Here is a 26,465-nt window from a genome sequence, read left to right on the forward strand (position 1 = left end):
TGGCAACCGTCTTCTTGGCTGCGGTCTTGGCCGGAGCCTTCTTGGCGGGAGCCTTGGTGGCAACCGTCTTCTTGGCTGCGGTCTTGGCCGGAGCCTTCTTGGCGGGAGCCTTCGCGGCAACCGTCTTCTTGGCTGCGGTCTTGGCCGGAGCCTTCTTTGCCGGAGCCTTCTTGGCTGCGGTCTTCTTGGCAGCAGCCTTCTTGGCTGCAGCCTTGGTGGCCGGTGCTGCTACGCCACGCTTGACTGCCGGGCCGGTGGCCGGAAGCTTCTGTCCACCAGCGATAACAGCCTTGAACTGCGCACCCGGACGGAAAGCCGGAACCGACGTCGGCTTGACCTTGACGGTCTCGCCCGTACGCGGGTTGCGTGCAACACGTGCTGCACGACGACGCTGCTCGAAGACTCCGAAGCCGGTGATGGTCACGCTCTCGCCACGGTGGACGGCGCGGACGATGGTGTCCACGACGTGCTCCACTGCGTCGGTCGCTGTGCGCCTGTCCGAACCCAGCTTTTCAGTCAGAACATCGATGAGCTCTGCCTTGTTCATTGAAATTCCTCCGCTAATTGTGGTCCACCGTCGGACCGACTGAGAACCACGGTAAACCTGATAACGGCAAGAGTCTATGTGCCACGCCAATTCTCATTCAACGTGACTGCGAAATGGTGACCTATTTCTCTTCCCGCGCGGAGTTGCGGATTTCGGTTCAGCCCTGCGAAATTCGGGCTGGAAGGGTAGTCGGTTTCCATGAAGGCCTTGACTTTTCGAACTCGGAAATCGCTTCTACCTGCCGCAATGTCAGTCCGATGTCGTCGAGACCCTCCAGCAGACGCCACCGTGTGTAGTCGTCAATATTGAACGGCACCACCGTAGTTCCGGCGCTCACGGTCCGATTCTCGAGATCTACTGTCAATTCCAGTCCGGGCTGCTCTTCGAGCAACTTCCAGAGCAATTCGACGTCGCTCTGCTCGACCTGTGCCGCTACGAGACCGGCTTTTCCGGCGTTCCCACGGAAGATGTCGGCGAACCGGGAAGCGATGACGACCCGAAATCCGAAGTCGGAGAGAGCCCACACGGCATGCTCACGCGAAGAGCCCGTGCCGAAATCGGGACCGGCTACGAGGACACTTCCCTTGTCGTACGGAGCCAGATTGAGAATGAAGTTGGGGTCGGTGCGCCAGCCTGCAAACAGCCCGTCCTCGAATCCCGTGCGCGTCACCCGTTTCAGGTACACGGCAGGGATGATCTGATCGGTATCGACATTCGAGCGTCGCAGCGGGACGCCGATACCCTTGTGCGTGGTAAAGGATTCCATCGAAATTCTCCTCGAGATGGTAAGTGGGTCAGACCAGATCGGCCGGTGCCGAGAGCGTTCCGCGGACCGCCGTGGCAGCCGCGACGAGCGGGGAAACCAGATGGGTCCGACCGCCTTTACCCTGTCGGCCTTCGAAATTCCGGTTGGACGTCGATGCCGAACGCTCGCCGGGAGCAAGCTGGTCAGGGTTCATTCCCAAGCACATCGAGCAACCGGCCTGGCGCCATTCGGCCCCTGCCGCCGTGAAGATTTCACCGAGACCTTCACTTTCGGCTTGAGCACGCACCCGCATCGAGCCGGGAACGATGAGCATCCGAACGCCCTCTGCCACATGGCGACCCTCGAGCACCTCGGCCACCGCGCGCAGATCTTCGATGCGTCCGTTGGTGCACGAACCGACGAAGACGGTGTCGACAGCAACATCCCGAAGCGCCATGCCGGCGTCGAGACCCATGTAGGTGAGCGCCTTCTCGGCAGCCTGACGCTCGCTCTCGTCGACGATCAGTTCCGGATCGGGCACACGGTCACCGAGCGGTGCACCCTGTCCCGGATTGGTTCCCCACGTGACAAAAGGCGTCAATGCGCTTGCGTCGATGTGGACCTCGTTGTCGAATTCGGCGCCCTCGTCGGTCTTGAGCAACTCCCACGCGGCGACGGCTTCGTCCCACTCTGCGCCCGACGGTGCATGCGGACGGCCCTTGATGAACTCGTAAGTGGTCTCGTCCGGTGCGATCATGCCCGCACGGGCTCCGGCCTCGATCGACATGTTGCAGATGGTCATACGAGCTTCCATCGACAGTTTGCGAATGGCCTCGCCGCGGTACTCCAGGACGTAGCCCTGGCCGCCGCCGGTGCCGATCTTGGCGATGACTGCCAGGATCAAGTCCTTGCTCGTGACGCCAGGAGGCAGCTCGCCGTCGACCGTGATCGCCATGGTCTTGAAGGGGCGCAACGACAATGTCTGCGTCGCCATCACGTGCTCGACCTCGCTGGTGCCGATTCCCATTGCGAGCGCACCGAATGCGCCGTGCGTCGACGTATGACTGTCGCCGCACACCACGGTGGTTCCCGGCTGAGTCAGGCCGAGCTGCGGTCCGACCACATGCACGATGCCCTGATCGAGATCGCCCATGCGGTGCAAGCGAACTCCGAACTCCTCGCAATTTCGGCGCAAGGTGTCGACCTGAGTCTTGGACACGGGATCGGCGATCGGCTTGTCGATGTCGATCGTCGGAACGTTGTGGTCCTCGGTGGCGATCGTCAGGTCGGGACGGCGCAACGGGCGTCCGGCCAAGCGAAGTCCGTCGAATGCCTGCGGGCTCGTCACTTCGTGAACGAGGTGGAGATCGATGTAGATGAGGTCGGGATCCTGCCCCTCCCCTTTCACGACAACGTGGTCGTCCCACACCTTCTCGGCGAGAGTGCGTGCTTTCTGTGCCATGTCTTCCACCTCTGTACGTAGCCTCGCGTCGGCGGACTACGGGCTGGCCCGCCGCGCGTGAAGTAGGTCCCCAGCCCTCGCAGCAGATGCAGACTGCCCCTAGGAAATGCACTAGCCCTTCAGCAAATGCGCTAGTCCACCAGGAAATGCGCTATCATCCCACTATGCGAGAAACTGGTATCGACCTATGAGACAGCATAGCGGCATCGGCGTCCTGGACAAAGCAATGGGCGTTCTTCATGCAGTAGCTGAGGAACCGTGCAGCCTCACCGAACTCTGTGCACGAACCGGTTTGCCGCGCGCGACCGCCCATAGACTCGCCGTCGGTCTCGAAGTCCATCGACTCCTCACACGCGACTCGGATGGTCAGTGGTGCCCAGGGCCCGGACTCGCCGAACTCGCTGCCACCGCTAATGATCCACTCATTGCTGCGGCCGGACTCATCCTCCCCCGCCTTCGCGAAATCACCGGCGAAAGCGTCCAGCTGTACCGCCGGGAAGGCACCCAACGCATCTGCGTCGCGTCGATGGAACCGCCCACGGGCCTTCGCGACACAGTTCTCGTCGGGGCCAGGCTGCCGATGAATGCCGGTTCCGGCGCCAAGGTCCTTCTCGCATGGGCAGATCCACAAACCCAACGGACCGTTCTCGCCGATGCGTCGTTCGGCGAACGAGTGCTCCTCGAGGTTCGCCGGCGCGGCTGGGCACAGAGTGCAGCCGAACGCGAGCCGGGTGTCGCCAGCGTCGCGGCTCCCGTCCGAGACTCGGCAGGCGCTGTCATTGCCGCGATTTCGGTCTCCGGCCCCATCGATCGGATGGGTAGACGACCGGGAGCCCGCTGGGCGGCGGACCTTCTCGCAGCTGCCGAAGCGCTCCACAAGCGTCTGTAATTCGTGACACAGTAAGGCCTTCAGATCCTCGAGCACGTAGGAGTACGACGCGACCATGGCAGGAAAGCAGCGTAGTCAGATCACGATGACCGAGGCCGAAATTTCGAGCTTCGTCGAAAAGAGCCGTACGGCAACGATGGCGACGTTGAGCGCCGACGGAATGCCTCACCTGATCGCGATGTGGTTCGCGATAGTCGACGGCGAAATCTGGTTCGAAACCAAAGCCAAGTCGCAGAAGGCGGTCAATCTTCGCCGGGACACCCGTATGTCCGTCCTGATCGAAGACGGTCTGACGTACGACACGCTGCGAGGAGTCTCGATGGAGGGCACCGGAGTGATCGTCGAGGATCCGGAAGCTCTCTTTGCCGTGGGAATCAGTGTCTGGGAGCGATACACGGGCCCGTACACGGAAGATCTCCGCCCGGCCGTCGACGCGATGCTCCACAAGCGCGTCGCGGTACGGTTCGTTCCCGATCGAACTCGTTCGTGGGATCACCGCAAGCTCGGGATGCCGGCGATGCCTCTTTCCGGTTCTACTGCACCATCGCCGTAGACCCCGAGATTCGTGAAGCGAAATTCACGAGCTTTCGAATTCGGGCCGGCGTAGTTTCACCAACAGGCCCAACAACAAGGAGTGAGCATATGAGCGATCTCGACAGCAACACCCCGTCGGAACCCGAATCCCAATCGGAGGAAACCAAACGAAAGTTCCGTGAAGCCCTCGAACGGAAGAATCATCAGAACGCCAAATCGACCGACCATCGCGACGGACAGTCCAAGGTCCACAACACGCATGGCCCGGCCGATCACAAGCGAGAGTTCCGCCGCAAGAGCGGATAGCCGATCGCGGACAACAGAGTGAGATGACGATCACCCCCAGTCGAATTCGACTGGGGGTGATCGTTTTTCGCATCGCCGGAGACATTTCCGGCACATACGAAAAGACCCTCCGATCAATGATCGGAGGGCCTTTCCTTTGTAGCCCCGACGGGATTCGAACCCGCGCTACCGCCTTGAGAGGGCGGCGTCCTAGGCCGCTAGACGACGGGGCCAGGACACGCTTTTAAACGTGGTATTCAGTCTTGCTCTTGGATGCTCAGCAAGCTTAGCTTGTCTGAGTCCGGCCACAAAATCGACCGTATTTCCGCTGGGGTACCAGGACTCGAACCTAGAATGGCGGTACCAGAAACCGCTGTGTTGCCAATTACACCATACCCCAAGGTCTTGCTCACCAGCCTTGCCCGATCCGCTTCGCTGTTGTGCTCGGCGGCTCGTCTCCGGCCGAAAAGAAGATTACCAGTACCCCTGCCCCAAATACCAAATCGTATGGTCACGGAAGGTTTTTGCTTCATTTTCGGCCGGAAGACCGTCCGATCTAGGCGGTTACCGCTGCCCTACCGGCGCGCAACCGAGCAATCGAGACCTCACGACCGAGCAATTCCATCGACTCGTACAGCGGAGGGCTGATGTGAGAGCCGGTGATCGCGACCCGAACCGGAGCGAAGGCCTTACGCGGTTTGAGCTCCAGATCCTCGATGAGGGCCTTCTTGAGTGCTTCCTCGATACTGGCCGCAGTCCACTCCGAGGTTGCCTCGAGTGCCGCAAGAGACGCGTCCAGAACCGGACCAGCGTCTTCCTTCAGGTTCTTTGCCGCCGCGGCCGGATCGAGAGCAAACGACGCCTCGTCGACGAACAGGAACTTCAGCAGATCCCACGCGTCGGACAGGACGACGATGCGAGTCTGCACGAGGTCCGCCGCAACAGTGAACGTGGCTTCATCGACGTCGGCGCTGATGTGGCCGTGCTCCACCAGGAACGACTTCAGGCGGGCCGCGAAGTCGGCCGGCTGGAGCAAGCGAATGTGCTCGGCATTGATCGCGTCGGCCTTTTTCTGGTCGAAGCGGGCAGGGTTGGAGTTGACCTTCGAAACGTCGAAGGCCGCAACCATCTCTTCGAGTGAGAAGACATCGTGATCGTCGGCAATGCTCCACCCGAGCAGAGCCAAGTAGTTCAGCAGTCCCTCGGGAATGAAGCCCCGATCGCGGTGAATGAAGAGGTTGGACTCGGGATCGCGCTTGGAAAGCTTCTTGTTGCCCTGACCCATCACGAAAGGCAGGTGCCCGAACGACGGTGTGAAATCGGCGACACCGATGCGGATCAAAGCCTCGTACAACGCGAGCTGACGCGGGGTCGAGGAAAGCAGGTCCTCACCGCGCAGTACGTGAGTGATCTTCATCAACGCGTCGTCGACGGGGTTGACCAGCGTGTACAGCGGAATACCGTTCCCGCGAGTCAACGCGAAGTCCGGAACGGTGCCTGCCTTGAACGTGGTCTCGCCGCGAACCAGGTCGTTCCACGTCAGGTCGTGATCGGGCATCCGGAGGCGGACGACCGGCTTGCGACCCTCGGCGACGTAGGCAGCGCGCTGCTCGTCGCTGAGGTCGCGATCGAAGTTGTCGTATCCGAGCTTCGGGTCGCGTCCGGCCGCCTTGTGTCGCGCTTCGACCTCTTCATTGGTCGAGTAGGACTCGTAGGCCTCGCCCGCGGCCAGCAACTTGGCAACGACGTCGAGATGCAGGTCGCGACGCTCGGACTGGCGATACGGTGCGTGCGGCCCACCGACCTCCGGGCCCTCGTCCCAATTGAGCCCCAACCAGCGGAGGGCGTCGAGGATGGCCTGGTAGGACTCTTCACTGTCGCGCTGCGCATCGGTGTCTTCGATACGGAACACGAACGTGCCGCCGTGGTGTCGTGCGAATGCCCAGTTGAACAAGGCGGTGCGCACCAAACCTACGTGCGGGGTTCCGGTGGGTGACGGACAGAAACGGACGCGTACTTCGCTGTTGGTCATGGCTCACTTGGCTCGGCGATGATGGATGGTCGTACTACAGGTTAGTCCCGCAGCGCTTCCTCCACCCCGCCGATCACTTACCCGGCAAGACGTTGATACGTGTCATGTCACCGTCGTAGTAGGCGAGTAGTCGCTTGTCCATGACCTTTCGCCACAGCGGCGGCACCCACGCGCACACGATCATGACCGCGTAACCCGCTGGAAGTTGCGGCGCTTCGGCCGCACTGCGCAGGCTCTGGTACCGCAGACGCGGATTCGCGTGATGGTCACTGTGACGCTGAAGTTGATAGAGGAACAGATTGCTGACGACGTGGTCGCTGTTCCAGCTGTCCTCGGGCGAGCAGCGAACGTACGAGCCGTCAGGCCGCTTCGCACGTAGCAAGCCGTAGTGCTCGAGATAGTTGGCGGTCTCGAGGAACGTGAATCCGGCAATCGCCTGAACGGCCAGCCACGGTGCGATTTCCCACCCGAACACCGCGATCAGGCTGCCGAACAGGACAACACTCATCGCCCACGCGTTCAGGATGTTGTTCCGATAGCTCCACGTCCGTCTGCCTTGACGCTGCAGGCGAGCGCTTTCGATCCGCCATCCCGAGCGCAGGCCGCCGATGACACTGCGCGGCAAGAAGAACCAGAAGTTTTCCTTGTATCGCGAACTGGCCGGATCCTCCGGCGTCGCGACACGGACGTGGTGACCATGGTTGTGCTCGACGTAGAAATGGCCGTAGAAGGACTGCGCCAGCGCTACTTTCGCGAGCCACTTCTCGAGCTTCTCGCTCTTGTGCCCTAATTCATGCGCCGCGTTGATCCCCACACCGGCAACCACGCCGGCAGTCATCGCGAGCGCGAACTTCTCCCCCGCCGCCATCGGCGCATTCACCCAGCACCAGGCGACGAACACGAGACCGACGTATTGGAGGGGCAGGAACAGATACGTGCACCAGCGGTAGAAACGATCCTCTTGCAATTCAGGGATCGCTTCGTCCGGTGGGCTGTTACCGTCCTCGCCCGCCAATAGATCGATCAGGGGAATGACGATCACGATGAGCCAGGCCCCGATGGCCCAGAAGAGCCCGAGACTGAATTTGTCGACCAGGAACCACGCAGCGAACGGACTGAGGGGCACCAGCAAACCCAGTGGCCACAGGTAGCGCTTCTTGTCTCGCCACACCGGCCGCTGACCGTTCTGCGCTTGCCCTGCCGCTGTCCGGGAGCCTTCCGCGAAGGTCGTCATGTATCACCACGTTTCTGCGCAATCCACTCGATTGCCCATCGGCTTCTCTTCAGTTATCGGTCACCCTACTGCTCAGCGTTACATTTCAGGGAATTTGGTCTGTTGTGAGCCGCGGCAGCAAACCGCGAGGCGAACTCTCTCAACCTGGCTAAATCAGACATAACGCCAGGAGGATCAGGAACGAAGCTTCGCCTGGCTCATGAAACCCGCAGGTCAGTCCCAGGGCCCGATTACCTCGAACCGGAAGGCAATCCCAATCGGCCATCCAGCGTTAGTTACCATCTTGCAACTTTTCTTTGACAGACACCTCTCGACTCACACCACGACGAAGGCCCCATCCGGTGGGAATGGGGCCTTCGTAGTGACATGACGGAACGAACCGGGTCAGATCAATTCTTTGCGGTCACCGGGTTCGTGAGCGTGCCGATCCCCGACACCGTGACCGACACGGAATCTCCGTCGACGATCGGGCCGACTCCGGCGGGGGTTCCGGTGAGGATGACGTCGCCGGGCAGGAGGGTCATCACCGCCGAGATCCACTCGATGATCTTCGAAATGTCGTGAAGCAGGAAGGCGGTGCTGCTGTCCTGCTTGACCTGACCGTTCACCTCGGTCTTGATGTCGACGTCGGACGCATCGAGGCTGGTTTCGATCCACGGACCGAGCGGGCAGAAGGTGTCGTGGCCCTTCGCGCGCGTCCATTGCCCGTCGTGACGCTGATGATCTCGCGCCGATACGTCGTTGGCGATCGTGTAGCCCAGGACCACGCTCAACGCCTTCGCCGCGGGTACGTCTTTGCAAGGCTGACCGATGACCACCGCGAGTTCACCCTCGAAATGCACCTCGTTGGACGTCGGAGGCAAGACGATCGGGGCGCCCGGGCCGACGATGGACGTATTGGGCTTGAGGAAGATCACGGGATCCGCGGGAGCTTCTCCGCCCATCTCCGCGATGTGATCTGCATAATTCTTGCCGATACAGATCACCTTGCTGGCGAGAATCGGAGCCAGCAGACGAACATCGGCGAGCGGCCAACTTCGGCCGGTAAAGGTGGGGTTCCCGAACGGGTGCTCCGCAATTTCCTTGGCGACGAGAGCATCCTCTTCACCTTCGATACTGACGAACGCAACACCATCGGGACTGGCAATTCGACCAAGACGCATACTGGCCAGTCTATCGGGGTGCCGGAAACGACTGACGCGCGCAAGCCGTAAGGCTTACGCGCGTCAGTCTCGTGAAAGAAATCCTTACAGCGCTGCGGTGATCCGGTCGCCGATCTCGGTCGTGGAGATGGGGCCTTCGCCGCGCGTTGCCAGGTCGGCAGCGACCACAGCCTCGACGCGAGCGGCGTCGTCCTCGCGTCCGAGATGGCGAAGAAGCAGTGCGGCCGAGAGGATCGCGGCGGTGGGATCTGCGATTCCCTTGCCGGCGATGTCCGGAGCACTGCCGTGCACGGGCTCGAACATCGACGGGTTGGTACCGGACGCATCGATGTTTCCGCTTGCGGCCAAACCGATTCCACCGGTCACCGCACCGGCCAGGTCGGTGATGATGTCACCGAAGAGGTTGTCCGTCACTATGACGTCGAACCGCGACGGGTCGGTCACCATGTAGATGGTGGCAGCGTCGATGTGACAGTACGCGGTCTCGACGTCCGGGTACTCGGCCCCGACGGTCTCGATCGCACGCGTCCAGATTGCTCCCGCGTTGGAGAGCACGTTGGTCTTGTGAATCAAGGTGAGGTGCTTGGAACGTGTCTGCGCCAACGCGAATGCATAACGAACAACACGCTCGGCGCCGAACCAGGTGTTGATCGACACCTCGGTCGCGATCTCGTGATCGGTGCCGACGCGAATGGCGCCACCGTTACCGGTGTACGGGCCCTCGGTGCCTTCACGAACCACGACGAAGTCGATCTCCGGCTGGGCCGCCAACGGCGACAGCGCACCCGGGTACAGCTGTGCGGGGCGAAGATTCACGTGATGATCGAGCTGGAAACGCATGTTCAGCAGCAGACCACGCTCGAGGATGCCGGGTGCGACGATCCGCGGATCACCGATGGCGCCCAACAGGATTGCGTCGTGCTGACGGATCTGGTCCAGCTCGTCCGCCGGGAGCAACTCGCCGGTGGCGTTGTAGCGACGGGCACCGAGATCGTATTCGGTGGTTTCCAGATCCGGAACCAACTTGCCGAGCACCTTGAGTGCTTCGGCTGTGACCTCGACACCGATTCCGTCGCCCGGAATGACCGCAAGCTTCATGGAGTCCTCATCTCAGTAGAACTGTGCGCCTTTATTAACCGCGGGAGGTTAATAAAGGCGCACAGCAAAAACAATCAGGAAAGGTCGACCTGGGCGACGCGAGCGTCGAGCTGCGAGACGATTGCCTCGACCTCGGCGTCTCCGACGACGCGATCGACGCGCAAGATGACCGTTGCGCCTTCGCCTTCGGCATCCTGGCTCAGTGCTGCGGCGAGGATGTCCACGCCCGCGTTACCGAGAACGGTGCCGAGGACACCGAGAACGCCCGGGCGATCGCTGTAGTGAACGACGATGTTGTGACCCTCGGCGCGCAGGTCGAAGCTGCGTCCGTTGATGTTGACGATCTTCTCGACCTGCTGCAGACCGGTGAGTGCACCCGTGACCGACGTGACCGTGCCGTCCGCGGCAACTGCGCGAACCTCGACCGCGCTGCGGTGAGCAAGAGCCTCGGAGTGCTTCTCGACCGATACGGTCACGCCGCGCTGCTCGGCCAGTGCCGGAGCGTTGACGAACGTGACGGCCTCGTCGCTGCTGGCGGAGAACACGCCGCGCAGTGCGGCCAGGCCGAGGATGTCGACGGTTTCGGCAGACAGCTCGCCGGTGGCGACAACCTGCACGGTCTGCACAGCTTCGGGCGACAACGTCGCAGCGAGGAGACCGAGCTTGCGGACCAGCTCGAGCCACGGAGCAACTTCTTCTCCGACGGGGCCGCCGGAGACGTTGACAGCCTCGGGAACGAATTCGCCCGCCAGAGCGAGGAGAACACTCTTCGCCACGTCGATGCCTGCGCGGTCCTGAGCCTCGGACGTCGATGCTCCGAGGTGCGGGGTGACGACGACGTTGTCGAGCTCGAAGAGCTTGGAATCGGTGCACGGCTCGGTGCTGAACACGTCGAGACCGGCGCCGCGGACCTTGCCGGAGACCAGTGCGTCGTAGAGCGCGTCTTCGTCGATCAGACCACCGCGGGCGGCGTTGACGATGATGACGCCGTCCTTGGCCTTGGCGAGACGCTCGGCGTTGATCAGGCCGGCCGTTTCCTTGGTCTTGGGCAGGTGCACGGAGATGAAGTCGGCGCGCTCGACGAGCTCGTCGATGGTGACCAGTTCGATGCCGAGCTGCGCTGCACGAGCTGCGGGCAAGTAGGGGTCGTACGCGATGATGGTGGTTTCGAACGCGGCGAGACGCTGCGCGAACAGCTGGCCGATGCGGCCGAGTCCGACAACGCCGACGGTCTTGCCGAGGATCTCGACGCCGTTGAACTTGCTTCGCTTCCAGGTGTTCTCACGCAGGGTCTTGTCTGCTGCGGGAATCTGGCGAGCGGTCGACATGAGCAGAGCAACTGCGTGCTCGGCTGCCGAGTGGATGTTGGAGGTCGGTGCATTGACGACCATCACGCCGCGCTCGGTGGCTGCGGGGATCTCGACGTTGTCCAGGCCGACACCGGCGCGGCCGATGATCTTCAGCTTGGTGCCTGCGGCCAGAACCTCGGCGTCGACGGTGGTGGCGGAACGGACGAGAATCGCGTCGGCCTCGGGTACCGCGGCGAGCAGCGCCGGGCGGTCGGGTCCGTCGACCCAACGCACCTCCACACCGTCACCGAGCGCCTCGACTGTGGACGGCGCGAGCTTGTCGGCGATCAGAACAACGGGACGGCCAGGCTGGCTCACGTGCAAACTCCCTGATTAGGTGGGTGTGAAGGTGGTTTAACCACCGATAGTTTAGTGCGCGCTCACTTCGAATCCACAACGCGGTAGGCGATACCACATAGTGGACACTTTCGCGGGCGAATTCTCGATGGAATATGAATCCGGACTCAGCCGGCCCGGAAAACGACTCCGGCCCAATGCCGCGCTGGTTCAACGTAATTGAACCGGCGCGACATCAGGCCAGTGGAGACGTGGAGCGTGAAACTGCGAATTACGCGGTTTCGGTGATCGGACGATCGACCCAGCTCATCAGGTCGCGCAGCTTCTTGCCGGTGACCTCGATGGGGTGCTCGGCGTTGGCCTTGCGCAGGCCTTCGAGCTCGGTGTTGCCGTTCTCGACGTTGGCAACCAGACGACGGGTGAACTCGCCGGACTGGATGTCGGCCAGGATCGCCTTCATGCGCTCCTTGGTGTCGGCGTCGATGACGCGCGGGCCGGAGAGGTATCCACCGAACTCAGCGGTGTCGGACACCGAGTAGTTCATGCGGGCGATGCCACCCTCGTACATGAGGTCGACGATGAGTTTGAGCTCGTGCAGAACCTCGAAGTACGCCATCTCGGGTGCGTAGCCGGCCTCGACCATGACCTCGAAACCGGTCTTGACCAGTTCCTCGGTGCCGCCGCAGAGCACAGCCTGCTCGCCGAAGAGGTCCGTCTCGGTCTCTTCCTTGAACGTGGTCTTGATGACGCCTGCGCGGGTTCCGCCGATGCCCTTGGCGTAGGACAGAGCGAGAGCCTGGCCTTCACCCTTGGGATCCTGGTCGATGGCGATGAGCGCGGGAACGCCCTTGCCGTCGACGAACTGACGACGCACCAGGTGGCCCGGTCCCTTGGGGGCAACCATGCCGACGGTGACGAACTCCGGAGCCTTGATCAGGTCGAAGTGAATGTTCAGGCCGTGACCGAAGAACAGCGCGTCGCCGTCCTTGAGGTTCGGCTCGATGTCGCCCTTGAAAATGCTGGCCTGAGCGGTGTCAGGTGCGAGCACCATGATGACGTCGGCCCACTCGGAAACCTCGGCCGGCGTACCGACTGTCAGGCCCTGCTCCTGCGCCTTTTCGCGGGACTTGGAGCCCTCCTTGAGGCCGATGCGCACATCGACGCCCGAGTCACGCAGGCTCAGCGAATGGGCGTGGCCCTGGCTTCCGTAGCCGATCACAGCAACCTTGCGGCCCTGAATGATCGACAGATCGGCATCGTCGTCGTAGAACATCTCGACTGCCACAGTTCTCAACCTCTCCTTGGATTTTTACGTGTCTAAAAGTACTAGCGGGTGGCCGTGATCGACTTCGGCCCTCGACCGACTGCCACGACCCCGGACTGAACGATCTCCCGGATACCGTACGGATCAAGCATCCGCAGCAGTGCATCCAGCTTGGACCGAGTACCGGTCGCCTCGATGGTGACGGACTCCGGGGAGACGTCGATCACCTTGGCGCGGAACAGGTTCACCGTTTCGATGACCTGCGTGCGCACGCTTGCATCTGCGCGCACCTTGATGAGCACGAGCTCGCGAGCGACGGATGCTTCACCGTCCTGCTCGACGATCTTGATGACGTTGATCAGCTTGTTGAGCTGCTTCGTCACCTGCTCGAGAGGGAACTCGTCGACCGTGACGACGATGGTCATACGTGAGATCTCGGGGATCTCGGTTCCGCCCACCGCAAGGGATTCGATGTTGAATCCGCGGCGGGAGAAAAGTGCGGAGACGCGGGCCAGCACGCCTGGCTTGTCCTCGACGAGAACACTGAGGGTGTGACTGGTGCTCACTTCTGATCCTCCCCTGTGCCCGCGGCGGGTCCGGCTTGCTCGCGTGACATGGCTTCGTGGATGACGGCGGGCTCGGCAACTGCCTCGTCGTCGTCGAACAGCGGCCGGATGCCCCGGGCCGCCATGATTTCGTCGTTGCTCGTTCCGGCAGCGACCATCGGCCACACCTGTGCGTCGGCGGTGACGATGAAGTCGATCACGACAGGCTTGTCGTTGATGGACTGCGCCTCACGGATCGCAGCTTCGACATCTTCTTCGCGCTCGACACGAATTCCGTGGCAGCCCAATGCTTCTGCGAGCTTGACGAAGTCCGGGATGCGGATGGCACCGTGCGTTCCGAGGTTGGTGTTGGAGTAGCGCTCTTCGTAGAAGAGTGTCTGCCACTGACGCACCATGCCGAGGTTGCCGTTGTTTATGAGGGCAACCTTGATCGGGATACCTTCGAGTGCGCAGGTTGCGAGTTCCTGATTGGTCATCTGGAAGCAGCCGTCGCCGTCGATCGCCCACACCTCGGTGTCGGGCATGCCCATCTTGGCGCCCATGGCTGCGGGAACCGCGTACCCCATGGTGCCCAGTCCGCCCGAGTTGAGCCACGTGCGCGGCTTCTCGTAACCGACGAACTGCGCGGCCCACATCTGGTGCTGGCCGACGCCGGCGCAGTAGATGGCATCCGGTCCGGCGAGCTTGCCGACGGTCTGGATGACGTACTCCGGGCTCAGCTGACCGTCGGTGGGACGGTCGTAGCTCAGCGGGTAGGTACGACGGATGTCGTTCAGGTACGCCCACCATTCCGAGAGTTCGAACGTGGTGCCCGTGGCCATGTCGGCACGGATAGCCTCGATGAGTTCGGTGATGACCTCTTTGCAGTCGCCCACGATCGGGACGTCGGCGTAGCGGTTCTTGCCGATCTCGGCCGGATCGATGTCGGCGTGGATGACCTTGGCGTCGGGCGCGAAGGAATTCAGCTGACCGGTGACGCGGTCGTCGAAACGCGCGCCGAGGGTGATCAGAAGATCGCTGCGCTGCAGAGCGGCGACTGCGGCAACGGTGCCGTGCATTCCCGGCATACCGCAGTTGAGGTCGTGGCTGTCCGGGAACGCGCCGCGGGCCATCAGCGTGGTGACAACGGGGATACCGGTCAGCTCTGCCAATTCGAGCAGCTCCGGCGAGGAGTCCGACTTGATGACGCCGCCACCGACGTACAGAACCGGCGACTTGGCGTCGGCGATCAGACGTGCAGCTTCACGAACCTGCTTGCCGTGCGGCTTGGTGACCGGGCGGTAGCCCGGCAGACGCATCTCCGGCGGCCACGAGAACGTGGTCTGCGACTGCAGGATGTCCTTGGGGATATCGACCAGGACGGCGCCGGGGCGACCGCTGGCCGCGAGGTAGAAGGCCTCGGCCATGATGCGCGGGATGTCGATCGCGTCGGTGATCAGGAAGTTGTGCTTGGTGACCGGCATCGTGATGCCGGAGATGTCGGCTTCCTGGAAGCCGTCGGTACCGATCAGCGAGCGCGCCACCTGTCCGGTGATCGCGACGATCGGAACGGAGTCCATCTGCGCGTCGGCCAGTGGCGTGACCAGGTTGGTCGCACCGGGACCCGAGGTAGCCATGCAGACGCCGACCTTGCCGGTCGCCTGGGCGTAACCGGTGGCAGCGTGGCCTGCACCCTGCTCGTGGCGCACGAGCACGTGGCGGACCTTGACCGAATCGAAGAGTGGGTCGTAAACCGGGAGCACGGCACCGCCGGGAATGCCGAATACCGTGTCGACCTCGAGCTCTTCGAGGGCTCGAACCACAGACTGCGCGCCGGTTACCCGCTCAGGCGGGAGCTGGCGACGGTTGGCCGTCTGGGTTGCGGCAGCCGCGGTTGTCGGGCTCGGTGTCCCTGACTTGCGCGGCGTGGGTTGAGGCCGTGCTGTTGGTGCGCTCACTGGGAAATCCTCTGATTCTGGCTCCGGGCAACAAAAAACCCCCGTCAGCATCTGCTGAGCGAGGGTGGCGCGTCGTTATCTGGTGAGTTGAAAAATCGACTCAGGCGACGACGCGCCGGCCGATTACGAGCAACTCATTCTGTTTCACGCACTCGACAGTAGAGGCGCTAGTCGCGAACGGCAAACTTGGTGAGTCGACCGTCCCAGAATCTGAGATACATCGGCTGCAATGCGAAGATGTAGAGGTGTCAACTTCGCAGCAGCCCGTGCCACCGGCTCAATCATCCCACACGCCGAAACCACTTCGGCACGTCATCCGCATTTCGCAGCTCGCTTACATGGCGTGCGCGTTCCTCCTGTTCGCGGTCAGCTTCCCGATCTTCGGGTGGCCCGTCGCCTTCAGCTGGTTGCTGATCCTTCCGATCATCGCCGTCTATCTCGTCGCGCGACTGCGCACCACCGTCAGCCCTGACGGCCTCGAGGTCCGCTCGACGTTCTCCAAGCGCACCCTCGCCTGGGACGACGTCAAGGGTTTCCGCTTCCCGAAGCGCAGCTGGGCGCGCGCGGAACTCACCGACGGAACCGAGGTGACTCTGCCTGCGGTCAGCTTCGTCAGGCTTCCCGAGATCGCGATCGCCAGCGGCGGCCGCATCACTGATCCCTATGCATCGGCGGCAGAAGCCTTCGCCGCCAAGGAAGCCGAAGAGGAAGAAGCAGCTGCAGAAGCAGAAGCAGAATCCGAGGTCGCCGAGAACTCACAGGACCAGCCCGAAGAGAAGCGCCCGTAGCACGCGAGTAGCGTTGAAAGGCCCTCGCTTCTATTTGAGTGGACCAGCAACGATCACATAAGGAACACGCCCATGCCCCCGTTGAGGTCACGCACCACCACCATCGGACGTAATGCTGCCGGAGCCCGATCCCTGTGGCGCGCCACAGGAATGACGGATTCCGACTTCGGAAAGCCGATCGTCGCCGTAGCGAACTCGTACACCCAGTTCGTACCCGGCCACGTGCATCTCAAGAACGTGGGCGAGATCGTTGCCGAGGCCATCAGTGCGGCCGGCGGCGTCGCTCGCGAGTTCCACACCATCGCAGTCGACGACGGCATCGCAATGGGCCACGGCGGCATGCTCTACTCGCTCCCGAGCCGCGAGATCATCGCCGATTCGGTCGAGTACATGGCAAACGCCCACACGGCCGACGCACTGGTGTGTATCTCCAACTGCGACAAGATCACTCCCGGCATGCTCAACGCCGCGATGCGTCTGAACATCCCGACCGTGTTCGTCTCCGGCGGTCCGATGGAAGCAGGCAAGGCAGTGGTCGTCGGCGGCGTGGCCCAAGCCCCCACCGATCTCATCACGGCGATCTCGGCCTCTGCCAACGATGCCGTGTCCGACGAAGGCCTCGACGAGGTCGAGCGCAGCGCGTGCCCGACATGCGGCTCGTGCTCAGGCATGTTCACCGCCAACTCCATGAACTGCCTGACCGAAGCCCTCGGCCTCGCATTGCCGGGCAACGGCTCCACGCTGGCAACTCACAAGGCTCGTCACGCACTCTTCTCTCGTGCGGGCACCACCGTGGTCGAGGCTGCCCTCAAGTACTACCGCGACGGCGACGAGTCGGTGCTGCCGCGCAACATCGCGACCCCGGCAGCGTTCCGCAACGCAATGGCTCTCGACGTCGCCATGGGCGGTTCCACCAACACCGTCCTGCACACGCTGGCTGCGGCGCAGGAAGGCGAGGTCGACTTCGACCTCGACACCATCGACGCGATCAGCCGCAAGGTGCCGTGCCTGTCCAAGGTCTCCCCCAACTCGGACTACCACATGGAGGACGTCCACCGCGCCGGCGGAATCCCCGCGCTGCTCGGTGAGCTTCGCCGCGGCGGACTCCTCGAAACCGACGTGTCCACTGTGCACACCAAGAGCTTCGACCAGTGGCTCGACGACTGGGACATCCGCTCCGGCAAGGCAACCGACGAGGCAATCGAGCTTTTCCACGCGGCTCCCGGCGGCGTGCGCACCATCGAACCGTTCTCCACGGACAACCGTTGGTCTGCTCTCGACACCGATGCGGCCGGCGGCTGCATCCGCGACGTCGAGAACGCCTACACCGTCGAAGGCGGCTTGGTTGTCCTGCGCGGCAACATCGCACTCGACGGCGCAATCCTCAAGACTGCCGGCATCGACGAGGAACTGTTCTCCTTCCAGGGCCCGGCGCTGGTCGTCGAATCTCAGGAAGAAGCCGTCTCGGTCATCTTGCAGAAGAAGATCAAGGCCGGCGACGTTCTCGTCGTGCGTTACGAAGGCCCCAAGGGTGGCCCCGGTATGCAGGAAATGCTGCACCCCACTGCCTTCCTCAAGGGCGCAGGCCTCGGCAAGGAATGCGCACTGATCACCGACGGTCGTTTCTCGGGCGGAACCTCCGGACTGTCCATCGGTCACATCTCCCCCGAGGCTGCCGCAGGCGGAGTCATCGGACTCGTCCAGAACGGCGATCAGGTCCGCATCGACGTCGCCTCGCGCACGCTCGAGATCCTGGTCGACGACGACGTCCTCGCCGAGCGACGCGCGAAGATGGAGGCCTCCGAGCGCCCGTGGCAGCCGGTCGATCGTCAGCGCACCGTGACGACAGCCCTGCGCGCCTACGCCGCTCTGGCAACGTCCGCCGACAAGGGCGCGGTTCGCTACGTTCCGTAAGTTCTGCCACGAACGGACAAAAGATCCCCGGCCGCTTTCGGCCGGGGATCTTTTCTGTCAGTGTGCGAGATGAATCGGGATCAGATCCACGCCAGTTCCTCCGGAAAATCTTCATCCGGTGTTGTACGAGCATGCACCACAACCCAATCCGATCATCCCGTCGGTTTGGTACGCATCGTCGGCAGCACCTTCGACAACCACGCCGACACGTAGGACATGCGCATGGCGACCTGAGCCGGCGCAGCGTCCAGGGACTTCTTTCACACGAGAACGGATGAAAGGTCAGCGCCCATACGGAATTCCGCGACATCGCACATCCGGTCGAGTTCGGAAGCGTCGAGAGACGTCGGAGTACCACCACCGAACGCCACTGCGTCGTAGTCGGTTCAGTGGCCTGTCAGCCGTCTTGCGCGGATACACATATACATAATTCTGGTACGGACGTACCGCAACGGTGAGACTCATCGACCACAAGACCGACCGACAGGTACCGAATAGTCGGCCGACACGCGGAGCACGAACGGAACGATATGAGCTATCAGACATTTCAGACTGAATCGCGCGTCCGGCTCGTGAGCGAATTCACTTGGACGTAGGGTTCCAGACACCAGCTGATCAATTCAGATACATGAGGGGGGATGACTTTCAGTCAGGTGATCATTTCGGTCAGTTCGAGCGAGCTGACTTGCACACGGCGCTCACCAGTGGTTCCCTCATCAGGTCGCTGAGACGCACATCACAACGACGACAGTCAGCCACCGCCCGCCACCCACAAGGTCGACGGGAAACAACCAAGGAGCAATACATGCCCGGAGTCGGCATATGGCGCACCAAATCCGTCGAGCAATCGATCGCGGACACCGACGAGCCTGAGACAAAGCTCAAGAAGGAACTGACCGCGAAGGACCTCACGGTATTCGGAGTCGCCGTCGTCATCGGCGCAGGCATCTTCACGCTGACTGCTCGAACCGCAGGCAATGTCGCAGGACCCTCGATTTCACTGGCATTCGTTCTCGCTGCGATCGCCTGTGGCCTTGCCGCGCTGTGTTACGCGGAGTTCGCCTCCACCGTTCCAGTCGCAGGCAGCGCATACACGTTCTCCTACGCGACGTTCGGTGAGTTCGCAGCCTGGATCATCGGCTGGGACCTCATCCTCGAGTTTGCTCTCGCCTCCGCCGTCGTCGGCAAGGGTTGGTCGCTGTACCTCGGCAACGTCATCGGGGCGAGCGGCAGCACCACCGCCCACATCGGGTCGATCAGCTTCGACTGGGGCGCACTGCTCATCATCGGCGCGATCACCCTGATTCTCGCGATCGGCACCAAGGTTTCCTCGCGAGTCTCCGCGATCATTACCGCGATCAAGATCGCAGTAGTCCTGCTCGTCATCGTCGTGGGCGCGTTCTACATCAAGAAGGAGAACTACTCTCCCTTCATCCCGCCGTCCGAAGGATCCGAGAGCTCTGCGAGCGGAATCCATCAGACCTTGTTCTCCTGGCTGACCGGTGCAGGCGGAAGTAGCTACGGCGCCTACGGATTGCTCGCCGCAGCCAGCCTCGTGTTCTTTGCCTTCATCGGCTTCGATGTCGTCGCCACCACGGCCGAGGAAACCAAGAACCCGCAGAAGTCGTTGCCACGCGGAATCTTCGGCTCGCTCGCCATCGTCACCGTTCTCTACGTTGCCGTCACACTCGTCCTGACCGGCATGGTCAAGTACACCGAACTCAAGGACGGCAGTCCTCTGGTCGGCGATTCCAGCGCCACCCTCGCAACCGCATTCGAGGCCAACGGAATCGGTTGGGCACAAACCGCCATCAACTTCGGTGGCCTGGCCGGCCTCACGACAGTTGTCATGGTCATGATGCTCGGCCAGACCCGCGTCCTCTTCGCAATGTCCCGTGACGGCCTCATGCCGCGCAGCCTGGCCAAGACCAACGCCAAGGGCATCCCGATGCGCATCACGTTGATCGTCGGTGGCATCGTCGCCGTCCTGGCAGCCTTCTTCCCGATGGGCACGCTCGAAGAGATGGTCAACATCGGAACGCTGTTCGCATTCGTCCTGGTTTGTGTCGGTGTCATCGTCCTACGCCGCACCCGTCCCGACCTGCCGCGCGGATTCCGCGTCCCACTGGTGCCCTTCGTGCCGATCGTCGCCGTGCTCGCCTGCGGTTGGCTGATGCTCAACCTCTCGGTCGAGACCTGGATCCGGTTCCTCGTCTGGATGGCCATCGGTGTGCTCGTGTACTTCGCCTACGGTCACCGCAAGTCGGTCCTCGGGCGCAAGCTCAAGGACGGAACAGCCATCCCGTCCGCGAACGCCGACCCGGTACTCGTCAAGGACTGATCCTTCACAGACGAACCGCCGCTCTCCGATTCGGAGAGCGGCGGTTCGTTTGTTCGACGGCGCGAGTTTCAGATAAGCGGATTGGCACCGTTCAGGAAGATCCAAGTGCAGACGCCGGCAGCGATGCCGAGGATCAAGACCACGAGCGATCCGACGAACGGGCGGGTTGCCCAGCCACGACGACCGTCGAGCGAAATACGGCCAGGACCCGTCAAAATGATGACGCCCGCACAGATTCCGAGCAGCATCTCGTACTCGGTACCGGCCGGGGCGAAGTACTCCAGTCCAGGTGCGCTCGCCTGACGCAGCGCCCACGCATTGATCATCACGGCCAGAACCGATGCTGCCGCAACGGGAGTCAGCAACCCCAGGATCAGGAGGGCGCCACCTGCGACCTCACCGACGGCGCCGAGGATCGCCATCCACTTCGCCTGCTGGAACCCGGCATCCGCCAGCATCGTCTCGAAACCGCCCAGACCCGGCCCGTTCCAGATACCGGTCAACTTCTGCAGACCGTGCACCAGTGCCGTTCCGCCGACGGCCAAACGCAGTGCAAGCAAACCGAGGTCGAGAGTGCCTCGGCCCCGCGGAGTCTCGGTGGTCCCTGCCACGGCTTCGGCGGTGGGGACGGCGGTGATCGGAGCGTCGTACGCCGTCTCTCGCTCGAGAGCCACTGTCGGCTGATCCGCGCCCGGCGCTCGGTATGTCGGTATCTGTTCGGTCAGCGAGTTGGCGTTCGTGGAACCGAAATCGAGATCGTCGTCGGTCCGCGGCAACGGATTCTTGGCGCTCACCGTCGGAAATTGTTCGGTGGGCGAGTCATACGGACTGGACACGTTGCCCGTCGGCTTGTCCGCATCCGACAACTCGCTGGGATCTTTTCGCTCGTCAGTCACGTAGGTGAGCCTATGACCGATTCACGAACTCGACGGGGAACCTTGGTCCGGCGTGGCGGCATCTGCCGTGGGTTACGTAACGTCTTGGGCATGACTACGGGTAGGCATGCAGCGCTGGGCGCACTGGCTCTGGTGCTCGGGACATCGTTGCTCGCAGGTTGCGCGGACTTCGACGAATCGACTGCCTCGCCGTTCACACCCGAACCGACCAACCAGGCAAGCGCCGAAGTGCAGCCGGAGAACCCACCGCCGTCGACCACGCCGCCGGCGCCGCGGACCGGCCCCCTCGGGCCGTGTCAGGACGCCGACACCGCCGTGATCGCAACCTGTCTCGACACCACCGGCGGCCTCGTCACACTCCCGGACGGAAACTCCGGACTGGTGGCCGAACGGCGAACCGGCCGAATCATGCAGGTAGCCCCCAACACGACACCGGTCGAGGTTGCCAAAATCGACGTCGACGGCAGCGGCGACGGCGGACTGCTCGACATCGCCCTCTCCCCCACATTTGTCGAAGACAACCTGATCTATGCCTACGTCACCACCGGAACCGACAACCGGGTGGTCCGCATTGCTCCCGGTGACACCGCCAAGGAGGTCCTCGGCGGAATCCCGCGCGGTGCAAGCGGCAACGGCGGATCACTCGAGTTCGCGGCCCCGGACCAGCTCATGGTCCTGACAGGCGATACCGGCAACCCTGCGGTTGCTCAGGATCCCGGCTCGTTGGCGGGGAAACTGTTGCGAGTCCGATCGTTGACGCCAAACGCTTCGCCGCCTCGCCCGGAAGTTGTTCTGTCCGGAATCGGTAACGGCGGCGGCGTGTGTGTCGATCCCGGCATCGCGACATGGGTCACCGACCGAACCACTCTCGAAGATCGCCTCCAACGCGTCGGCTCCGACGGCACAGTGACGTCGCCCGCTTGGACCTGGCCCGACCGGCCCGGCGTCGGGGGGTGCATTGCGGCGCAGGGAGTGGTAGCTGTCGCGTTGGGGGCCGGCAAAGCGATCTCCGCATTGGCCGCTGACCCCGGAACGGGAGCGATCACCACCGCGCCGTCGGCAGTGGCGAAAGACACGTACGGCCAACTGGGCGGTTTGGCGCTCGGATCCGACGGTTTGATGTGGGCGAGCACGATCAACAAGACCGCGGGCGAGCCGGGGCCGAACGACGACAAGGTGGTCAAGATCCCGATGCCGAGTGGCAGCGGCGGGATCGACTGAGCCGCGATCGCCGAAGCGCCATGTCTGTTCGGTCACGGATCCCGTGACCGAACATGCACAGATGCGTACTCTTTTGTTAGCGGGGCTAAACACCCCGCATGTGCCAGGAGCGGTTGGCCAACCACGACAAAGGAGTCGGTATGAAGGCAATCCAGTACACGAGAATCGGCGCGGAACCCGAACTCACGGAGATTCCCAAACCCGAACCCGGTCCAGGTGAAGTGCTCCTGGAAGTCACCGCTGCCGGCGTCTGCCACTCGGACGACTTCATCATGAGCCTGCCCGAAGAGCAGTACACCTACGGCCTTCCGCTCACGCTCGGCCACGAAGGCGCAGGCAAGGTCGCCGCCGTCGGCGAGGGTGTCGAAGGTCTCGACATCGGAACCAATGTCGTCGTCTACGGGCCTTGGGGTTGCGGCAACTGTTGGCACTGCTCACAAGGACTCGAGAACTATTGCTCTCGCGCCCAAGAACTCGGAATCAATCCTCCCGGTCTCGGTGCACCCGGCGCGTTGGCCGAGTTCATGATCGTCGATTCTCCTCGCCACCTTGTCCCGATCGGTGACCTCGACCCGGTCAAGACGGTGCCGCTGACCGACGCCGGTCTGACGCCGTATCACGCGATCAAGCGTTCTCTGCCGAAACTTCGCGGAGGCTCGTTCGCGGTTGTCATTGGTACCGGCGGTCTCGGCCACGTCGCTATTCAGCTCCTCCGTCACCTCTCGGCGGCAACGGTCATCGCTTTGGACGTGAGCGCGGACAAGCTCGAACTGGCAACCAAGGTAGGCGCTCACGAAGTGGTTCTGTCCGACAAGGACGCGGCCGAGAACGTCCGCAAGATCACTGGAAGTCAAGGCGCCGCATTGGTTCTCGACTTCGTCGGCTACCAGCCCACCATCGACACCGCGATGGCTGTCGCCGGCGTCGGATCAGACGTCACGATCGTCGGGATCGGGGACGGCCAGGCCCACGCCAAAGTCGGGTTCTTCCAAAGTCCTTACGAGGCTTCGGTGACAGTTCCGTATTGGGGTGCCCGCAACGAGTTGATCGAATTGATCGACCTCGCCCACGCCGGCATCTTCGACATCGCGGTGGAGACCTTCAGTCTCGACAACGGTGCTGAAGCGTATCGACGACTGGCTGCCGGAACGCTCAGCGGCCGTGCGGTTGTGGTCCCTGGTCTGTAGACCGACAGCGGCAAAACGACAGCGGTAAATACTGATGCCCGGCCGAATTAGATTCGGCCGGGCATCAGTGTCAGAGATTCAGTGTGCGCTAGCTGCACGCCTCGATGACAAGTTCCTTCACACGAGCTGCGTCTGCCTGTCCTCGGGTGGCCTTCATGACGTCGCCGACGATCTTTCCGGCGGCCTGGACCTTGCCACTGCGGATCTTGTCCGCGATGTCGGGGTTGGCTGCGAGTGCCTCGTCGACGGCTGCCTTGAGCTTGGTTTCGTCACGTTCGACGACCAACTCCGGGTGGGCCGCGACAACCTGCTCCGGGTCACCCTCGCCGTCGAGGACGTGATCGACGACCTGGCGAGCGACCTTGTTGTTGAGCTTGCCGCTGTCGATGAGAGCTACGACCTGCGCAACCTGCGCCGGGGTGATCGGCAGAGCGCCGAGTTCGACGCCGCGGGTGTTGGCCTGCTGCGACAGGTAGGACAGCCACCAGGAGCGCGCTGCCTCGGGCGAAGCACCGGCCTCGGTGGTCGCAATCACCAGATCGATGGCGCCGGCGTTGACGAGGTCACGCATGACCTCGTCGGAGATTCCCCAGTCCTTCTGGATCCGCGCGCGGCGAATCCAGGGAAGCTCCGGCAAGGTGCCGCGCAGTTCTTCGACCCACTCGGCGCTCGGAGCAACAGGCTCGAGATCCGGTTCCGGGAAGTAGCGGTAGTCCTCGGCCGTTTCCTTGCGGCGTCCGGCGGCCGTGGTGCCGTCGGCTTCCTGGAAGTGGCGGGTCTCCTGGATGACCTCGCCGCCGGCGTCGAGAACTGCTGCCTGACGGCGCATTTCGTAGCGAACTGCGACCTCGACGCTCTTGAGGGAGTTGACGTTCTTGGTCTCGGTACGCGTTCCGAGTTCCTTGGCGCCGATCGGCATCAGCGAGATGTTGGCGTCGCAGCGCATCGATCCCTGATCCATCCGAACGTCCGAGACGTCGAGAGACTTGAGCAGATCACGAAGCGCCGTCACGTAGGCGCGGGCAACCTCGGGTGCGCGCTCACCGGCACCGTGGATGGTCTTGGTGACGATCTCCACCAGCGGCACACCCGCACGGTTGTAGTCGAGCAGTGAGTGGCTCGCACCGTGGATACGGCCCGTAGCGCCACCGACGTGGAGGGACTTACCGGTGTCCTCCTCCATGTGTGCGCGCTCGATGTCGACACGCCACGTCGTCCCGTCGTCGAGGATCACGTCGAGGTATCCCTCGGTTGCGATCGGCTCGTCGTACTGGGAAATCTGGTAGTTCTTCGGCTGATCCGGGTAGAAGTAGTTCTTGCGTGCGAATCGGCCCCAAGGCGTGATGGAGCAGTTGAGCGCAAGGCCGATCCGGATCGCGGACTCGACAGCGGCTGCGTTCACCACTGGCAACGAACCGGGCATGCCCAGACAGACCGGGCACACCTGGGTATTGGGTTCGGCACCGAACTCGGTGGGGCACGGGCAGAACATCTTGGTCGCGGTGCCGAGTTCTACGTGCACCTCCATACCCATCACAGGCTCGTACTTGGTCAGTACTTCGTCGTAATCGAGGATGTCGGGCGCATCGACAGCAGTCATGGTGATCAGTTTATGCGTCTGCGGCTCAGCCGAAGAATGCGGCTGCCTCCTCGTAGCGCTCCTTGGGCACCGTCTTGAGTTTGCGGGTCGCCTCGGCGAGCGGAACGAGGTCGATGGACGTTCCGTGCAACGCGACCATCTGACCGAAATCTCCGCGGTGAGCTGCGTCGGTGGCATGAACGCCGAAGCGAGTGGCGAGGATGCGGTCGTGCGGCGTCGGGGTGCCACCGCGCTGAATGTGCCCGAGGACGGTGGTGCGAACTTCCTTGCCGATCCGGCGCTCGATCTCGTTTCCGAGCTGCTGCGCGACACCGGTGAAGATCTTGTGGCCGAACTCGTCTATGCCACCTTCGCGCAGAGTCATCGACGCGGGATCGGGCATCGCACCTTCAGCCACGACGCAGATGAAGTGGGAGTCGCCACGCTGGAAGCGCTTCTTGACCATCGCGCACACCTCGTCGACGTCGAACGGCTGTTCCGGAACCAGAGTCAGGTGTGCCCCCGACGCCAGTCCGGCCTGCAGCGCGATCCAGCCCGCATGCCGGCCCATGACCTCGACGAGCATGACGCGCTGGTGCGATTCGGCCGTGGTGTGGAGCCTGTCAATGGCGTCGGTGGCGACAGCCAAGGCGGTGTCGAAACCGAAAGTCACGTCAGTGCAATCGATGTCGTTGTCGATCGTCTTGGGCACACCGATCACGGGTACGCCGCTCTCGGAAAGCCAACTGGCCGCGGTGAGTGTGCCTTCGCCGCCGATCGGGATCAGGACGTCGATCCCGTTGTCGTCGAGGGTCTGCTTGATCTGATCGAGGCCCGCACGGAGTTTGTCGGGGTTCACGCGAGCGGTGCCGAGGATCGTGCCGCCGCGGGTGAGGATGCGGTTGATGCGGTCATCGGAGTCGAGCGGGACCTTGCGGTCCTCGAGCAATCCTCGCCAGCCGTCCCGGAATCCGACCACGGTACTGCCGTAACGACCGGCCGACGTACGTACGACGGCGCGGATGACCGCGTTCAAGCCCGGGCAGTCGCCGCCGCCCGTGAGGATTCCGATTCGCATAGTGCAGCACCTCTCGTGACCGGATTGTGGATCTTGGTGTCCATCTTCCCCCAGTCACC

General features: G+C 62.8%; 22 protein-coding genes and 2 tRNA genes. 8 read left to right on the forward strand and 16 right to left on the reverse strand.

What is annotated here, in order from left to right:
- From H7C86_RS03545 to leuC, 3 genes are all read right to left on the reverse strand, one after another.
- Positions 1–547 (reverse strand): HU family DNA-binding protein (locus tag H7C86_RS03545; protein ID WP_182261105.1); only part of this gene is annotated, 547 nt, incomplete at its 3' end.
- 157 nt (positions 548–704) lie between these two features.
- Positions 705–1,313, reverse strand: a complete 609-nt coding sequence (gene leuD, locus H7C86_RS03550; protein ID WP_019747937.1) for a 3-isopropylmalate dehydratase small subunit — start codon at positions 1,311–1,313, stop codon at positions 705–707.
- Between the two features lie 28 nt (positions 1,314–1,341).
- Positions 1,342–2,763: a 3-isopropylmalate dehydratase large subunit gene (leuC, locus tag H7C86_RS03555; RefSeq protein WP_019747936.1), complete on the reverse strand. Its 1,422-nt coding sequence runs from the start codon at positions 2,761–2,763 to the stop codon at positions 1,342–1,344.
- 178 nt (positions 2,764–2,941) lie between these two features.
- Here leuC and H7C86_RS03560 point away from each other — a divergent pair, with 178 nt between their 5' ends.
- The 3 genes from H7C86_RS03560 (at position 2,942) to H7C86_RS03570 (ending at position 4,483) form a co-directional block, all read left to right on the forward strand.
- Positions 2,942–3,643, forward strand: coding sequence for an IclR family transcriptional regulator (locus tag H7C86_RS03560; RefSeq protein WP_007729342.1), 702 nt, complete (start codon positions 2,942–2,944; stop codon positions 3,641–3,643).
- Positions 3,644–3,698: 55 nt separating this feature from the next.
- Entirely contained in the window at positions 3,699–4,196 is a 498-nt protein-coding gene (locus tag H7C86_RS03565; protein ID WP_021333071.1) for a pyridoxamine 5'-phosphate oxidase family protein, read from the forward strand.
- An 89-nt stretch (positions 4,197–4,285) separates the two neighbouring features.
- On the forward strand, positions 4,286–4,483 hold the full coding sequence (locus tag H7C86_RS03570) for a DUF5302 domain-containing protein (protein ID WP_007729345.1): 198 nt from the start codon (positions 4,286–4,288) through the stop codon (positions 4,481–4,483).
- A gap of 139 nt (positions 4,484–4,622) precedes the next feature.
- Here H7C86_RS03570 and H7C86_RS03575 read toward each other — a convergent pair.
- The 10 genes from H7C86_RS03575 to H7C86_RS03620 form a co-directional block, all read right to left on the reverse strand.
- Positions 4,623–4,695, reverse strand: a tRNA-Glu gene (locus H7C86_RS03575).
- Positions 4,696–4,790: 95 nt separating this feature from the next.
- Positions 4,791–4,862 (reverse strand) — tRNA-Gln (locus tag H7C86_RS03580).
- A gap of 156 nt (positions 4,863–5,018) precedes the next feature.
- Positions 5,019–6,494 carry a glutamate--tRNA ligase gene (gene gltX, locus H7C86_RS03585; RefSeq protein ID WP_172933482.1) on the reverse strand — a complete coding sequence of 492 codons (1,476 nt, stop codon included), beginning with the start codon at positions 6,492–6,494 and terminating at the stop codon, positions 5,019–5,021.
- A 73-nt stretch (positions 6,495–6,567) separates the two neighbouring features.
- The gene (locus tag H7C86_RS03590) at positions 6,568–7,728 is read right to left on the reverse strand and encodes an alkane 1-monooxygenase (protein WP_020969312.1); all 1,161 of its coding nucleotides are present in this window, start codon (positions 7,726–7,728) and stop codon (positions 6,568–6,570) included.
- A 389-nt stretch (positions 7,729–8,117) separates the two neighbouring features.
- On the reverse strand, positions 8,118–8,891 hold the full coding sequence (locus tag H7C86_RS03595; protein WP_182261106.1) for a fumarylacetoacetate hydrolase family protein: 774 nt from the start codon (positions 8,889–8,891) through the stop codon (positions 8,118–8,120).
- A gap of 84 nt (positions 8,892–8,975) precedes the next feature.
- Positions 8,976–9,989 carry a 3-isopropylmalate dehydrogenase gene (locus tag H7C86_RS03600; protein WP_020907259.1) on the reverse strand — a complete coding sequence of 338 codons (1,014 nt, stop codon included), beginning with the start codon at positions 9,987–9,989 and terminating at the stop codon, positions 8,976–8,978.
- Positions 9,990–10,063: 74 nt separating this feature from the next.
- The gene (gene serA / locus H7C86_RS03605; RefSeq protein WP_003944758.1) at positions 10,064–11,656 is read right to left on the reverse strand and encodes a phosphoglycerate dehydrogenase; all 1,593 of its coding nucleotides are present in this window, start codon (positions 11,654–11,656) and stop codon (positions 10,064–10,066) included.
- Between the two features lie 250 nt (positions 11,657–11,906).
- A complete protein-coding gene (gene ilvC, locus H7C86_RS03610; RefSeq protein WP_029255107.1) occupies positions 11,907–12,908 on the reverse strand; it encodes a ketol-acid reductoisomerase in 1,002 nt (333 codons plus the stop codon).
- Positions 12,909–12,961: 53 nt separating this feature from the next.
- Positions 12,962–13,465, reverse strand: a complete 504-nt coding sequence (gene ilvN / locus H7C86_RS03615; protein WP_003944718.1) for an acetolactate synthase small subunit — start codon at positions 13,463–13,465, stop codon at positions 12,962–12,964.
- On the reverse strand, positions 13,462–15,402 hold the full coding sequence (locus tag H7C86_RS03620; RefSeq protein ID WP_019747929.1) for an acetolactate synthase large subunit: 1,941 nt from the start codon (positions 15,400–15,402) through the stop codon (positions 13,462–13,464). Before H7C86_RS03620 ends, ilvN begins: the two co-directional genes overlap by 4 nt.
- Positions 15,403–15,668: 266 nt before the next feature.
- Between H7C86_RS03620 and H7C86_RS03625 the strand changes: the two genes are divergently transcribed.
- The 3 genes from H7C86_RS03625 to H7C86_RS03635 all read left to right on the forward strand — a co-directional run bounded on the left by H7C86_RS03625 (position 15,669) and on the right by H7C86_RS03635 (position 20,445).
- Positions 15,669–16,190 carry a PH domain-containing protein gene (locus H7C86_RS03625; protein WP_021333074.1) on the forward strand — a complete coding sequence of 174 codons (522 nt, stop codon included), beginning with the start codon at positions 15,669–15,671 and terminating at the stop codon, positions 16,188–16,190.
- A gap of 72 nt (positions 16,191–16,262) precedes the next feature.
- A complete protein-coding gene (gene ilvD / locus H7C86_RS03630) occupies positions 16,263–18,104 on the forward strand; it encodes a dihydroxy-acid dehydratase (protein WP_019747927.1) in 1,842 nt (613 codons plus the stop codon).
- A gap of 805 nt (positions 18,105–18,909) precedes the next feature.
- On the forward strand, positions 18,910–20,445 hold the full coding sequence (locus tag H7C86_RS03635; protein WP_019747924.1) for an amino acid permease: 1,536 nt from the start codon (positions 18,910–18,912) through the stop codon (positions 20,443–20,445).
- A 68-nt stretch (positions 20,446–20,513) separates the two neighbouring features.
- Here the strand turns inward: H7C86_RS03635 and H7C86_RS03640 are convergent, their stop codons facing one another.
- Positions 20,514–21,341 carry a DoxX family protein gene (locus tag H7C86_RS03640; protein WP_019747923.1) on the reverse strand — a complete coding sequence of 276 codons (828 nt, stop codon included), beginning with the start codon at positions 21,339–21,341 and terminating at the stop codon, positions 20,514–20,516.
- 90 nt (positions 21,342–21,431) lie between these two features.
- On the opposite strand from H7C86_RS03640, the gene H7C86_RS03645 reads away from it, so the two are divergent.
- Together H7C86_RS03645 and H7C86_RS03650 are read left to right on the forward strand one after the other, a co-directional pair.
- Complete coding sequence (locus H7C86_RS03645) at positions 21,432–22,562, forward strand: sorbosone dehydrogenase family protein (protein ID WP_020907254.1); 1,131 nt, start codon at positions 21,432–21,434, stop codon at positions 22,560–22,562.
- A gap of 140 nt (positions 22,563–22,702) precedes the next feature.
- Positions 22,703–23,749 carry an NAD(P)-dependent alcohol dehydrogenase gene (locus H7C86_RS03650; protein WP_019747921.1) on the forward strand — a complete coding sequence of 349 codons (1,047 nt, stop codon included), beginning with the start codon at positions 22,703–22,705 and terminating at the stop codon, positions 23,747–23,749.
- An 88-nt stretch (positions 23,750–23,837) separates the two neighbouring features.
- Here the strand turns inward: H7C86_RS03650 and gatB are convergent, their stop codons facing one another.
- Together gatB and H7C86_RS03660 are read right to left on the reverse strand one after the other, a co-directional pair.
- A complete protein-coding gene (gene gatB, locus H7C86_RS03655) occupies positions 23,838–25,349 on the reverse strand; it encodes an Asp-tRNA(Asn)/Glu-tRNA(Gln) amidotransferase subunit GatB (RefSeq protein WP_019747920.1) in 1,512 nt (503 codons plus the stop codon).
- A 25-nt stretch (positions 25,350–25,374) separates the two neighbouring features.
- Positions 25,375–26,406 (reverse strand): ATP-dependent 6-phosphofructokinase, encoded by a 1,032-nt coding sequence (locus H7C86_RS03660; protein WP_019747919.1) that lies wholly within the window; start codon positions 26,404–26,406, stop codon positions 25,375–25,377.
- Positions 26,407–26,465 lie beyond the last annotated feature (59 nt).

The organism is Rhodococcus sp. UFZ-B548, from assembly GCF_903819475.1.
Taxonomy (GTDB): Bacteria; Actinomycetota; Actinomycetes; order Mycobacteriales; family Mycobacteriaceae; genus Rhodococcus_F; species Rhodococcus_F erythropolis.